This is a genomic window from Actinophytocola glycyrrhizae, assembly GCF_042653545.1.
In the GTDB taxonomy this organism is placed as follows: Bacteria; Actinomycetota; Actinomycetes; order Mycobacteriales; family Pseudonocardiaceae; genus Actinophytocola; species Actinophytocola glycyrrhizae.
In genome coordinates, this window is sequence record NZ_JBHSIS010000007.1 from 314,732 (window position 1) to 327,210 (window position 12,479).

Below are 12,479 nucleotides of genomic sequence, written 5' to 3' on the forward strand. Positions count from 1 at the left end.
GCGTGGTGTTTCATCGAGGGCGACTTCGAGGAGGCGCCGATGCCGGTCCGGACGGACGTGAGTTGGCCACCCGGACTGCCGGGATCACTCGTATATCCCGAAGTCCCCGCCGGTGCGATCCTCGCGGGCGCGGTGGCGCGCTACGGCGACCGGGTCGCGTTCTCCCGGGGCGGTGAGTCGCTGACCTACCGCGAACTGGGTGAGCGGGCGGCGCAGGCCGCGCACGGGCTGATCGGCCGCGGCGTGCGGCCGGGGGACCGGGTGGCGCTGCGGATGCCGAACTGCCTGGAGTACCCCGTCGCCTACTACGGCGTCCTGCTCGCGGGCGGGGTGTTCGTGCCGGTGAACCCGCTGCTGCCGGAGACCGCCGCCGCCAAACAGATCGCCGACGCCGGTGCCGGGGTGGTGCTGACCGCCGCCGACGTGCCCGGGTTGTGCGCGGGGGAGCCGTCGACCCCGCCGAGTGTGGATCTCGACCTCCACGACGGCCTCGCACACCTCGCCTACACCGGCGGCACGACCGGCGAGTCGAAGGGCGTGCGGCTGCCGCACCGCAACGTCGTGGTGAACACGCTGCAGTACGCGTGCTGGATGTCCGGTTCGCTGCCCGCGCTCGACGCGGACGGCGGGGTCGTGCTCGACCAGGTCGCCCCCGAGGAGGAGTACCCGACGCGGCTGGGCACCTCGGTCGCGATCAACCTGACGCCGTGGTTCCACGCGATGGGCACCATCGCCGGGCTCAACGCCTTGCTGCTGCTGGGTTTCACGACCGTGCTGCACGACCGGCTCGACCCCGGCGCGTACCTGGCGGACGCGGAAGAGCTGCGGATCACCTCGATCGGCGGTGCGCCCGCGTTGTTCGCCGCGCTGCTCAACCACCCGGCGATCGAGACGACCGACCTGACGTCCGTGCGCACGATCTCCTCCGGCGCGGCCCCGATGCCGCTGGAGATGATCAACCGGATGCGTGCGCTGGCGCCCGACGCCGTGGTGACCGAGGGCTACGGCCTCACCGAGGTCACCATGGGCGCCGTGCTCGGGCCGGTGCACCGGTCGGGGGTGCGGAAGGTGGGCACCGTCGGCGTGCCGATCTTCGACACACGGGTGCGGATCCTCGACTCGTCCGGCGCCGAGGTCCCGTCCGGCGAACGCGGCGAGGTGTGCATCAGCGGCCCGCAGGTGATGACCGGGTACCACAACCGGCCGGACGCGACCGACGAGGTGATCGTGGATGGCTGGCTGCACACCGGCGACGTCGGCGTGTTCGACGAGGACGGCTATCTGTCCATTGTCGACCGGATGAAGGACATGCTGCTGTACAAGGGCTACAACGTCTATCCGCGGGAGCTGGAGGAGATCCTGGCCGCGCAGCCGGGTGTCCTCGCGGCCGCGGTGGTCGGCAAGCCGGACGCGTCGGTCGGCGAGCTGCCGGTGGCGTTCGTCGTGCCCGCGTCCGGCGCGGTGACCGCCGAAGCCCTGATGTCCTCGGTGAACGAGCAGGTGGTCGCGTACAAGCGGCTGCGGGAGGTCGTGTTCGTCGACCAGATCCCGGTGTCGGCGGCGGGAAAGGTGCTCAAACGCGAGCTGCGGGGCCGGTTGTCGTGACCGCCTACCCGCTGCGTGGCAGGGATGCCGTGCTCGGCGGGCTGCGGTCGGTGGTCGGCGGCGCGGTGCTGGTCCGTGGCGCGGAAGGGCTCGGCAAGTCCGCGTTGCTGACGGCCGTGCGTGCCACCACCGGCAGGCGGATCCTCGGTGCCCAAGGGCTGCGGGCCGAACGCGAGTTGCCCTTCGCCGGGCTGCAACGGATGTTCGGCGCCCCGGTGCCCGACGGCGTGGCGGTCCACCGCCTGCTGACGGGAATGTCGATGCCGACGCTGTGCTGGGTGGACGACGCGCAGTGGCTCGACGAGGAGTCCCTCGCGGCACTCGCCTACGCGGCGCGGCGGCTTTCCGGGTACCCGGTGGGGGTGGTGCTGGCGTCCAGGACGGCGTCGGAGCTGTTCGAGTCGGTGGAGCTGACACCGCTGACCGACGACGCGGCGGACGCCGTGCTGCGGGACCACGGGGTGCCCGCCGGAGTGCGGCCGCAACTGGTCGAGCTGGGCGGTGGCAACCCGGCCGACCTGGTGGCGCTGGCGGAGTCGCTGACCCCGGCGCAGGTGGCCGGCCGGGAACCGGTGTCGCCGGTCCTCGTGTCGCGGCTGTCCCGGTACGCGGCCCGGCTGGCGGAGCTGCCGGAGGCGGACCGCATCCGGTTGCTGGCCAACGCGGCGGAGGCATCCGCCGACATGAGCAAGGCGACCCGCTCGACGTGGTACGCCGCCGCGTCGCTCGCCGACCGCAGGGCAGCGCACGCGTACCTGGCGTCCGCACTGGAGGGTCCGGACCGGACGTGGCACCGCGCGATGGCGACCGCGGCGCAGTCGGCGACGCTCGCGGACGAGCTGGCGGCCGCCCCCGCGGCCGACCACGCGACGGCCGCGCGCCGGCTCGAACGCGCGGCGGCGCTGACCGCCGACCCGGCGGTGCGGGCCACCCGGTTGCTCGCCGCGGTCGACGCGGCGTGGCAGGCCGGCCGGCCGGGGTGGGCGCGGCTGCTGCTGTCGCAGGTGGAGGCCCGGGCGGGCGAGGTCGCGTTGCGGCACGGGGAGATCGAGCTGCACGACGGTGACCCGGCCGTCGCCACGCACGAGCTGACCACCGCGGCGGCACTCCTCCCCGACCCCGCACACGCCCTGCTGAAGGCGGGCGAGGCCCGAAGACTGGGTGGCGACCTGCGCGGCTACCGCAGGCTCGCGCGCGACCTGTCCACCGACGACGGGCTGGTCACCGCCCACTTCCGCGGGTTCACCGCGATGTTCGCCGGGCGGCACGACGACGCAGCGGAGCCGCTTGACGAGGCCGTGCGGCACGGCATGGCCGCACCCGACGTCGCGAGCGCCGTCTGGGCTGCGGAAGCCGCCTTCGCACGCGGGAGGGCCGAGCAGGCCCACGAGTGCGCGGCCGCCGCGGTCGGCAGGGCCCGGCTCGGGAAACGGCACGCGGAGCTGCCGTGGGCACTGGTCTACCTGTCGCTGTCCGCCATCGTGCTCGACCGGATCTCCTGCGCCAGGGCCGCTTCCAGGGACGGGCTGCACGCGCCCCACAACCTGCGCATGGAGCACCTCACACTCCTCGGCCTCGCCGCGGCGCTGCTCGGCGACCGGGCGCCGGAGCTCGACGAGGCGGCCGACGGCATCGCCGAGCGCGGCCTGGGCAGGCCCGCCGCCGTGGCCGCGTGGGCACACGCCTGTCTCGACCTCGCCGAGGACCGGCCGGACGACGCGCTCGGCAGGCTGGAGGACCTCGCCGCCGGCGTGGCCGGGGACCAGGCGGCCATCCGGGTGCTCGCCACCCCCCAACTCGTCGAGGCGGCCGTGCTGGTCGAACGGCCCGGCCGCGCGCGGGCGGCGCTCGACCTCTTCGACCGCTGGACCCGCGCAGGCAGGAGCCCGTCGTGGCTGGCGCTGTCCCACCGCTGCCACGCACTGACCACATCGGACACCGACGAGGCGGAACACCACTTCCGCCAGGCCATCGACCACCACCGGCGCGCGGGCAGCGGCATGGAGCTGGCCAGGACCCAGCTCGCCTACGCCACCCTCCTGCGCCGCCACCGGCGCACCCGCGACGCACGCGACCAGTTCCGCGACGCGTTGCGGGGCTTCGAGAACGCGGGCGCCACCCGCTACGTCGAACGGGCCCGCGCCGGGCTGCGGGCCACCGGCGAGACCGTCGCGGCGCCACACCAGTCGCTCGCCGGGCTCACCCCGCAGCAGGCGGCGATCACCCGGCTCGTCGCCGCAGGGGAGACCAACAAGGAGATCGCGCGGCGGCTGGTGATCAGCCACCGGACCGTGGACCACCACCTGCGCAACATCTTCACCACGCTCGGGGTGCGGTCGCGGGTCGAGCTGGCGCGCCGCGTCGCGGTCAGCGAACGAACGCGCTCAAGCCCGTGACCGCGCGCCCCACGATCAGCTGGTTGATCTCCCTGGTGCCCTCGTAGGAGTACAGTGCCTCCGCGTCGGCCATGTAGCGTGCGACGTCGTTCTCGAGCAGGATCCCGTTGCCGCCGAGCACCTCCCGCGCGAGCGCCACCGTCTCGCGCATCCTGGTCGACACCACCGACTTCGCGAGCGCGGCGTGCTCGTCCTTGTTGATACCGCGGTCCTGCAGGCCGGCCAGGCCGACGACCATCGCGAGCGAGGCCGTCACGTTGCCCAGCATCGTCGCGAGGTGGTCCTGCACCAGCTGGAAACCCGCGATGGGCCTGCCGAACTGCACCCGTTCGCCCGCGTACCGCAGAGCGGCCTCGTAGGCGCCCATCATGCAGCCGACCGAGCCCCACGCGACGCCGCCCCTGGTCTGGCGCAGCACGTCGCTCGTGTCGCGGAACGAGGCGGCCCGTGCCAGCCGGTTCGCCTCCGGCACCACGCAGTCGGTGAGGACGATGTCCGCGTTCTGCACGGTCCGCAGCGCGACCTTGCCCTCGATCTTCGTCGCGGTGAACCCGGGCGTGCCCTTCTCCACGACGAAACCCTTGACCTGGTCGTCCTCCTCGTCGCGGGCCCACACGATGACGAGGTCGGCGAACGTGGCGTTGCCGATCCACCGCTTCGCGCCGTTGAGCACCCAGACCTCGCCGTCGCGGCGGGCCGTGGTCTCCAGGCCACCGGCCACGTCGGACCCGCCGTGCGGCTCGGTCAGCGCGAACGCGCCGATCTTCTCCATGCGTGCCATGGCGGGCAGCCACCGTTCCCGCTGCTCCGGTGAGCCGCAGCGGTTGACGCTGCCCATCGCGAGTCCGGTGTGGACGCCGTAGAAGGTGTTCATGGACGGGTCTACGCGGCTGATCTCCAGCGCGATGAACCCGGTCAGCAGCCGGCTGCCACGGTGCGCGGCCATCCCGTCGTACATCAGGCCCGCGGTGTCCAGGGCCCGGAACCCGTCGATGACCTGGAACGGGAACTCGGCGCGGGACCAGGAATCGGTGGCGATGGGCGCGATCTCGGTCCGCAGGAACTCCCGAACCCGCATGACGATCGCGCGTTCGGCGTCCGACAACTGCTCCTCGAACCCGAAGAGATCACCGGTGAGCGTCGAGAAGCCGGTCATGGCACCAGTATCAACCGGATCGGGTCGCCGGTCTTGTCGATGAGCGCCCGCACGGCCGCCGGTGCCTCGGCGAGCGGCATGGTGCCGCTGATCGACCTGGACAGGTCCAGCCGCCCGTACCTGGTCAGCTCGACGAGCCGTTCCACGTCACCGGGCTTGGACCCGTAGTGGCCGAGCACCCGCAGCCCCCGGACGCTCAGCCCGATGCTGTTCTTCACCGAAAGCGGCTCCGGCGTGAGCCCGACGAGCACCAGCCTCCCGTTGCGCCCCAGGCATCGCAGCGCCTGCGAGCGGACCGCGCCGACCCCGGCCATGTCGTAGGCCACGTCGAGCCCGGCGCCGCCGGTGGCGGCGAGCACCCGGTCGCCGAACTCGGGGTCGGCCGGGTCGAAAGCGACGTCCGCACCGAACTCGAGCGCCCTGGCACGCGCCTGCTCGAGCGGGTCGACCGCGACGATCGGTGCCGCGCCCAGCAGCCGCAGCAGTTGCACGGCGTGCGCGCCGAGCCCGCCGACCCCCCACACCCCGGCAGGCCGTGCGGGCTCCGCGCGGCCGGTGCCCGCCACCGCACCCCACGGCGTGGACACCGCGTCCGGCACGATCGCCGCCTGCTCGAAGGGAAGCGAGTCGGGGATCGCGACCAGCGTGTGGTGGGTCGCGAGCGCGTACTCGGCCCAGCCGCCGTCGTAGTCGACGCCCCGGGTGCGCACGGCGAGACACGGCTCGCGGAACCGTGTGCACTGTGCACACACGCCGCACCGCTCACCGGCGGCGAGCGTCACCCGCGTCCCCGGCTGCCACTGCTCCGGCACGTCCGGGCCGACGACGTCGATCTCACCCGCGACCTCGTGTCCCAGCGTCACCTCCTGCGCGGTGAGGTGCGCGGGGCTCAGGCTGCCGTCGATGAGGTGCACGTCCGAAAGGCACACACCGGCGGCGCGAACCTGGATCCGCACCTCGCCGGGGCCCGGCTCCGGCACCGGCACCTGCTTCATCTCGAACGTTCCGGCACTCGGGTTCAGCCGCCCGGCAAGCATCGTCACGAGGGCCACACTAGAGGATTGATTCCGTGATGGTGTGGTGATCACGTGCTGGTCACGTCGGTCGGGACGGGGCGCCTGCGTGGTGGGTTCGGCAGGTCTCGGGGGCGGCGGGGAGCCCCTTCGGGGTGGGCTTGCGCCACCGTCGGGGTTGCGTGGGCAAGCCCGCGCTTCGCGGGCGCCCGCTGCGCGGGGCGGTTCCGTCGCGCCGCACTCGACGAGCGCAGGACGTGGCCGCCTTGGCCCGGGTTCCGAGTTCCGTCAGATCCGCATCGGCGGGTCGCCGTGGTCGCGGCGCAGGCCCTTCAGGATGCGGTCCATGACGTCGGGCGACAGGTCGTCAGCTGAGGCGATCTGCGCGGGCGGGGGCGCGGCGGCCGCGGCGGCGCGGGTGGTGCCCCGGCGGGGGAGCGGTACGACGGTGGCGTCCATGCCCTTCGGGAGCGGGACCTCGCACCACAGCAGTTGCTTGCCCGTCGAAAGGAGCTGCACGCCGGCGTTCGGGCCGTCGAGGGATCTGGGCACACGCAGGGACGGACTGGTGCGGTCGTCCTCGATCTCGACCGCCAGCGCGCTGCCCGACAGCCGCAGCCTGAAGAGCAGCATGGTCGGTGTCGACGTCGGCTTCGCGTCGCCGACGACCATTCTGACCAGTGCCTCCGCGGTGCGCCGTACCTCGGCGACCATCGACTCGACGCGCCACTCCGTGAGCGTGAAGCGCACGAAGAGGTCGGCGCAGTTCACGGCGCTCGGCAGCGCGACAAGTTTCAGGTCGTCGACCTGCACCGTCTGATCGCGCACGGCTTCCTTCACATCCCAACCTCGCGAGACGCGGTGATCATGGCCCGAAACCCGGCGTGGCGCATGTCCACGCTGGCAGCAGGTTACTGCCATCGTGCAACATGCTCACACCCGCGTGTCGAACGATTACACGTGGGCATCCCCCGCATCGTTCTGACCTGCGCAGAAGGGTTGCGGGGGACGATACACGCCATTTCGTCACACTGACAGTGATCACTCTGTACTAGTCCGCCTCCCCGGAATCCAAAGTGTCGGTCTCGATCCGGTGACCCCCCGGACCGCGGGTGGTTGGTGTCCCGTTCCAAAGGACACGCTGGTGCCGTCAATGGGCCGTTCAGGGCGCCCAGCGCCCTGAACGCGCCTTTCAGGGCCTAGATGAGGCCCTCCTTCAGCGCGTACGCCACCGCGTGTGCCCGGTTCTTCAGCTGGAACCGGTTCGTGACGTCGTGGATGATGCTCTTCACCGTCCGCTGCGAGTAGCACAGCTTCTCCGCGATCTCCTGCGTCGACAGCCCGGACGCCACCAGCCGCAGCACCTCACCCTCCCGGTTCGTGATGCCCGCGAGCTGCAGCCCGCGCGGCTCCAGCACGTGCCGCTGCAGCCGCGACACCCGGCTCAACAGCCGCCCGAGCAGGTCCGGCGGCAGCGCGCCCTCCCCGGCCTCCGCCGCCTTCACCAGGCGCACCAGCATCTCCGGCGACGCCTCGGCGCGGCGCGCGACCGCGCACACGCCCGCCTCGACGGCGGTCAGGATCTCCGCCTCGGCCATGTCGCCGGAAACCAGGACGATCCTGGTGAAACCGCGGCCCTGCAGGACCCGCAGCAGCTGTGCCGCGCGCTCGTCGTACCGGTCGGCGGCGACGAGCGCGACGGTCGTCGACGGCTCGGCGTCGTCATCGGCGAGCCAGACCTCCTGCCGGGTGCGCAGGGCCGCGGCGATCCCGTTCTGCAGGATCGGGTCGGTCGCACGGACCAGGACCTGGGTGCGGGTGGTTGCCATCATTTGCTGTCTCCCCACATCAGCCGAGCTGGTCGGCATAGACGATGACGTTGTCGAGGTAGCTGCGCGCGGCACGGTCGAACGCGCCGCCGCAGGTGATGAGCCGGAGAACGGGCGCGGTCGCGCCGTTCCAGATCCGTTCGGTCGGCAGCGCGGTCTTCGCGGTCTGCTCCTTGCCGGTGACGACGAACGTCACCGCGCCGGCGCGGTAGTGGACGACCACCTCGTCGCCCGCCGCCAGCTCCTTGAGCCGGTAGAACACGTCCGGCCCGCCCACGGCCGAGTCCACGTGCGCCACCACCACGGCGGGCCCCGGCTCGCCGGGCCGTGGGCCCGGCGAGTACCAGGCGGCGAGCCCGAACTCCGGTGTCCGCATCGCGCCGTCCGGTTCGAGTCCGACCGGCACCAGTGCCGCGTCGACGTCGATCGCCGGGATCGTGACCCGCAGCGGGTCACCGGGGTCGGCGGGGGGCGGCGTGGTGGTGGGCTGGGTGGTCGCCGTCGTCGACACCGCGCGCAGTTGCGTGCCGACGATGACGACTGCGACGACGGCGACGACCGCGACCAGTGCGGCCGACACCCACGTCACGACCTTCATGACGGGCGGCGTTCGCTGCGCTGGACCACCAGCCACGCGCCGGTCGCCGCGAGCCCGAGCAGCGCGAGCGCGGGAAGCGCGATCAGCCACCAGGCCACCGGGTCGGCCGGGCCCGCGCCGGTGTCGATGCGGTTGGGGGTCGGCACCCCGGACGGTGCGTCCTTCGGCTGCTCGACCGGGGGCACCGGCGTCGTCGTGGTGACCGGCGGCTCGGTGGTCTTCTGCGGGTCGGCCGGGTCGGCCGGTTCCGGGTCCTCGGTCGGGTCCGCGATGTCCGTCGGGCCGGTCGGGATGGTCGGGTCCGGGTCCGCCGTGGGGTTCGCGATGTCGGTCGGCGGCTCCGCCAGCGTCGGCACCGTGATGTCGCAGGCGACGTGCTTGATCGCGCACGGCTCCGGCTCGATGGTCGCCGTCGGCGCCACGATGTCCGTCGGGCCCGCGGACGGTGGCGCCGCGGCCGCCACGCCCGCGCCGGAGAGCAGCGTGCCCAACAGGATGGTCGTGGTCAGCATGGCCTTCTTCATCGGTACCTCCTGGTCGACGGTGTGTCGCCAGGTATGAGCCGAGGAGGGCCGCGGGCCTTACAACTTTCTCCGGAGAACTTTCTAGCCGATCATCGGGCAGTCCGAGACCGTGATGGTGCCGGTCCCGGGGGCGCTGGTGTTCCCCGCGGCGTCGGCCGCCGTCACCGACCAGTTGATGGCGCCGCCGCTGGTGAACGGTCCGATCGTGGCGGAGAACGTGCCGCCGCTCCCGGACATGGTCTGGCCCCCGCCGGGGCCCTGTCCCGGTCCGGTCCAGGTCAGCTGCACGGAGGTGACGCCGACGTTGTCGGCGGCGCTCACGGTGACGGTGCTGGTGGTCGGCCCCTGCTCGCAGGCCGGCGTGGTGAGCCACGGCTGGTCGGCCGCCGCGCTGCTGATCACCGGTGACTGGGTGTCGGGTGGCGGGGGCGGGGGCTGGGCCACGGTCGTCGTGGTCGTGGTGGCCCTGGTCGTGGTGGTCGTGGTGCGGGTCGTTGTCGTCGTGGTGGCGCGGCCGGTGGTCGTCGTCGTGGTCGGTGGCGTCGTCGTGGTGGTGGTCGCCGGGACCGTGGTCGTGGTCACGCCGCGGGTGGTGGTCGTGGTCGGGACCGTGTTCTCCAGCGCCAGTGGCTCGTTCTCGAGGGGCTCACCGCTGCGCCAGTACACCACCGCCGAACCGGCGGCCAGCAGTGCCAGCGCCGCGACACCCGCGGCGACCACCCGGCCGCGACGGGACCTCGGCGGTGGTGGCGGTGGCGCCATCGGCGTGATCACGGTCCGGTCGGCGGACACGAGCCGCGCCTCGGCCATCACGCGGTCCTTCAGGAACAGCGGCGCGGGCAGCAGCGGCACCCCGGCGAGCAGCGCCAGCGGGCTGACCGCGACCCGCCGCCGCTCCGAGCAGACTTCGCACGCGTCGACGTGCCGGGCGACGCGTTTGCGCAGCAACGGGGAGAACCGGCCGTCCCAGCCGGACAGGAGGGCGTCCAGCCCGGTGCAGTCCTTGCGGCCGAGGCGGGCGATGAGCAGCGCGCCAAGCGACCGTTCCACCTGGTCGCGGAGCCGGGTGAGCAGCACGTACGCGTGGTTCGCGCTGACCCCGACGGCCTCGCCGAGCTCGGCGCCGTCCAGGCCCTGGCGCAGGTGCAGGTCGAGCAGGGCGCGGTCGCGCTCGGACAGCCCGGCCGCCGCCGACCACACGAGGTCGGTCAGTGCCTGCTGTTCCGCCGCGCGCTGCGGCCCGGGGTCGGTGTCCGCCATGTCCTCCACCTCGTCGAGCACGACGCGGCCGCGGACCCGGACCCTGCGCAACGCCACGCTGCGTGCGATGGCGTACAGCCAGGGGCGGAGCCGCTCCGGGTCGTTGAGCTGTGCGAGGCGTTCGACGGCGAGGACGAAGGTGTCCTGGACGGCGTCCGCGGCCTCGTCACGGTCGCGGAGCACGGACCAGCAGAAATCGTGCAACCGGTCGGCGTAGCGGTCGTAGACCGCGGCGAACGCGTCCCGGTCGCCCGCGAGCACGCCGGCCACCAGCTCGGTGTCAGTGCGTTCACTCACGGAAGACCTCCGGGTACGGGCATACGACGTGCATCGACAAGGAGCCCCCGAAGCGAGGAAACCTTACGACTTCGGCCCATGTCGGCCGTACCGCCATCCGTCGCACCGTTGTCCGCCCCAAAGGGCATGCTGAACCCGTGCTGGAGATTTCCGAACACGGCGAGGTCGCCGTACTCACCATGTCCCGCGGCCCGGTCAACGCGCTCGACCTGGAGCTGCTCGCCGCGTTCCCCGGCGCGCTGGCGGAGGTCGCGGACCGGGCCGCGGTGGTGCTGACGGGTGCGGGCCGCTGTTTCTCCGCCGGGGTCGACCTGAAACGGATCGTCGAGGGCGGCCCGGACTACGTCGCGGCCTTCCTGCCCGCGCTGAGCACCGCCGTGCTGGCGCTGTTCGACCACCCGCGCCCGGTCGTCGCCGCGGTCAACGGGCACGCGCTCGCCGGTGGCTGTGTGCTGGCCGCCGCGTGCGACCTGCGGCTGATGTCCGGCGGCACCATCGGGCTGACCGAGCTGGCCGCGGGCGTGCCGTTCCCGACCGTTCCGCTCGAGGTCATGCGGCACGCTGCGGGCCCGGCCATCGACCGGCTCGTGCTGACCGCGGCGAAGCTGCCGCGCGAGGAGGCGCACCGGATCGGGCTGGTGGACGAGCTGACCGACGACCTGCTGCCCACCGCGCTCGCCCGCGCGGCGGCACTCGCGGCCGCGCCCGCCGAGGTGTACGCGCTCGCGAAGCGGCGGTTGCACGGCCCGGCGCACAACCGGATCGCGGCCCGGCGCGAACAGGACGATCCGGGCGTCGCCGAGCTGTGGAGCGCACCATCCACCCGTGAACGGCTCAGGGGATTCCTCGCGGGGCTCACGGCGCGGTAGTGTTCGACGACGTCCGCTCGACCTCGGGAGGTGAGACCCATCAACGCCATGGCAGGCCGGGTGCTCTCACCTGACAGGCTTTAGGACAGCCCGGGAGCGCCCTCAGCGAAAGGCGCTCATGACCTCTGATCTCAGTATCGACCTCGTCGCACGGCTGCGTGCCGCCGGTTGCGTGTTCGCCGAGGACGAGGCGCGGCTGCTCCTCGAAGCGGCCACCAACCCGGCCGAACTCGCCGCGATGGCCGCCAGGCGCGCCGCCGGGGTGCCGCTGGAACACGTGCTCGGCTGGGCCGCGTTCCTCGGGCTGCGCGTCGCCGTCGACCCGGCCGTGTTCGTCCCCCGCCGCCGCACGGAGTTCCTTGCCCGCCAAGCGATCCGGCTCGCCCGGCGCGGCGCGGTGGTCGTCGACCTGTGCTGCGGCTCCGGTGCGGTCGCCGCGGCCGTCGCCGTCGCCGTGCCGGACGTGGACCTGACCGCCGCCGACATCGATCCCGCCGCCGTCCGCTGCGCCCGCCGCAACGTGCACGGCGCGGTGTACGAGGGCGACCTGTACTCGGCGTTGCCGACGCGCCTGCGGGGCCGGGTGGACGTGCTGGTCGCGAACGTGCCGTACGTGCCGTCGGACGAGGTGGCGCTGCTGCCGCCGGAGGCCAGGGGGTACGAGCCGCTGGTGGCCCTCGACGGCGGCGCGGACGGGCTCGACGTGCTCCGCAGGGTGGTCGCGGGCGCGGGGGAGTGGCTCGCGCCGGGCGGTCACCTGCTGTCCGAGATGAGCACCCGCCAGGTCCCGGCCGCCGGGGAGCTGCTCACGGCGGCCGGCCTCACCTCGACGGTGGCAACGGACGGGGACCTCGCGGCGACAGTGGTGATCGGGAGGTGTCCGCCGAACCGCTGACGTGGCGGCAAATGGCGCACCGTGTCCGCGCGCCCAC

The 12,479-nt window shown here is 73.1% G+C and carries 11 protein-coding genes; 4 read left to right on the forward strand and 7 right to left on the reverse strand.

Annotated elements, in window-relative coordinates:
• Positions 1-39 precede the first annotated feature (39 nt).
• A complete protein-coding gene (locus ACFPCV_RS17355; protein WP_378057226.1) occupies positions 40-1,605 on the forward strand; it encodes a class I adenylate-forming enzyme family protein in 1,566 nt (521 codons plus the stop codon).
• Positions 1,602-4,001, forward strand: a complete 2,400-nt coding sequence (locus ACFPCV_RS17360; protein WP_378057227.1) for a LuxR C-terminal-related transcriptional regulator — start codon at positions 1,602-1,604, stop codon at positions 3,999-4,001. Before ACFPCV_RS17355 ends, ACFPCV_RS17360 begins: the two co-directional genes overlap by 4 nt.
• Here ACFPCV_RS17360 and ACFPCV_RS17365 read toward each other — a convergent pair.
• The 7 genes from ACFPCV_RS17365 to ACFPCV_RS17395 all read right to left on the reverse strand — a co-directional run bounded on the left by ACFPCV_RS17365 (position 3,973) and on the right by ACFPCV_RS17395 (position 10,678).
• A complete protein-coding gene (locus ACFPCV_RS17365; RefSeq protein WP_378057228.1) occupies positions 3,973-5,157 on the reverse strand; it encodes an acyl-CoA dehydrogenase family protein in 1,185 nt (394 codons plus the stop codon). The two genes, ACFPCV_RS17360 and ACFPCV_RS17365, sit on opposite strands and share 29 nt — an antisense overlap.
• The gene (locus ACFPCV_RS17370; protein WP_378057460.1) at positions 5,154-6,194 is read right to left on the reverse strand and encodes a zinc-binding dehydrogenase; all 1,041 of its coding nucleotides are present in this window, start codon (positions 6,192-6,194) and stop codon (positions 5,154-5,156) included. Before ACFPCV_RS17370 ends, ACFPCV_RS17365 begins: the two co-directional genes overlap by 4 nt.
• A gap of 264 nt (positions 6,195-6,458) precedes the next feature.
• The gene (locus ACFPCV_RS17375) at positions 6,459-6,998 is read right to left on the reverse strand and encodes an ATP-binding protein (protein WP_378057229.1); all 540 of its coding nucleotides are present in this window, start codon (positions 6,996-6,998) and stop codon (positions 6,459-6,461) included.
• A gap of 371 nt (positions 6,999-7,369) precedes the next feature.
• Complete coding sequence (locus tag ACFPCV_RS17380; RefSeq protein WP_378057230.1) at positions 7,370-8,002, reverse strand: response regulator transcription factor; 633 nt, start codon at positions 8,000-8,002, stop codon at positions 7,370-7,372.
• 16 nt (positions 8,003-8,018) lie between these two features.
• Positions 8,019-8,597, reverse strand: coding sequence for a sortase domain-containing protein (locus ACFPCV_RS17385; protein ID WP_378057231.1), 579 nt, complete (start codon positions 8,595-8,597; stop codon positions 8,019-8,021).
• Positions 8,594-9,121: a hypothetical protein gene (locus tag ACFPCV_RS17390; RefSeq protein ID WP_378057233.1), complete on the reverse strand. Its 528-nt coding sequence runs from the start codon at positions 9,119-9,121 to the stop codon at positions 8,594-8,596. Before ACFPCV_RS17390 ends, ACFPCV_RS17385 begins: the two co-directional genes overlap by 4 nt.
• A gap of 81 nt (positions 9,122-9,202) precedes the next feature.
• A complete protein-coding gene (locus ACFPCV_RS17395) occupies positions 9,203-10,678 on the reverse strand; it encodes a sigma-70 family RNA polymerase sigma factor (protein WP_378057234.1) in 1,476 nt (491 codons plus the stop codon).
• 137 nt (positions 10,679-10,815) lie between these two features.
• Between ACFPCV_RS17395 and ACFPCV_RS17400 the strand changes: the two genes are divergently transcribed.
• Entirely contained in the window at positions 10,816-11,547 is a 732-nt protein-coding gene (locus tag ACFPCV_RS17400; RefSeq protein ID WP_378057235.1) for an enoyl-CoA hydratase/isomerase family protein, read from the forward strand.
• Between the two features lie 118 nt (positions 11,548-11,665).
• Positions 11,666-12,442 (forward strand): putative protein N(5)-glutamine methyltransferase, encoded by a 777-nt coding sequence (locus ACFPCV_RS17405; protein WP_378057236.1) that lies wholly within the window; start codon positions 11,666-11,668, stop codon positions 12,440-12,442.
• The last annotated feature ends 37 nt before the right edge of the window (positions 12,443-12,479 follow it).

Excerpts from the sequence above, each read along its gene's own strand:
- ACFPCV_RS17365 (WP_378057228.1), bottom strand. The coding sequence starts at position 5,157 with ATGACCGGCTTCTCGACGCTCACCGGTGATCTCTTCGGGTTCGAGGAG.
- ACFPCV_RS17385 (WP_378057231.1), bottom strand. The coding sequence starts at position 8,597 with ATGAAGGTCGTGACGTGGGTGTCGGCCGCACTGGTCGCGGTCGTCGCC.
- ACFPCV_RS17370 (WP_378057460.1), bottom strand. The coding sequence starts at position 6,194 with ATGCTTGCCGGGCGGCTGAACCCGAGTGCCGGAACGTTCGAGATGAAG.
- ACFPCV_RS17405 (WP_378057236.1), top strand. The coding sequence starts at position 11,666 with ATGACCTCTGATCTCAGTATCGACCTCGTCGCACGGCTGCGTGCCGCC.
- ACFPCV_RS17380 (WP_378057230.1), bottom strand. The coding sequence starts at position 8,002 with ATGATGGCAACCACCCGCACCCAGGTCCTGGTCCGTGCGACCGACCCG.
- ACFPCV_RS17390 (WP_378057233.1), bottom strand. The coding sequence starts at position 9,121 with ATGAAGAAGGCCATGCTGACCACGACCATCCTGTTGGGCACGCTGCTC.
- ACFPCV_RS17355 (WP_378057226.1), top strand. The coding sequence starts at position 40 with ATGCCGGTCCGGACGGACGTGAGTTGGCCACCCGGACTGCCGGGATCA.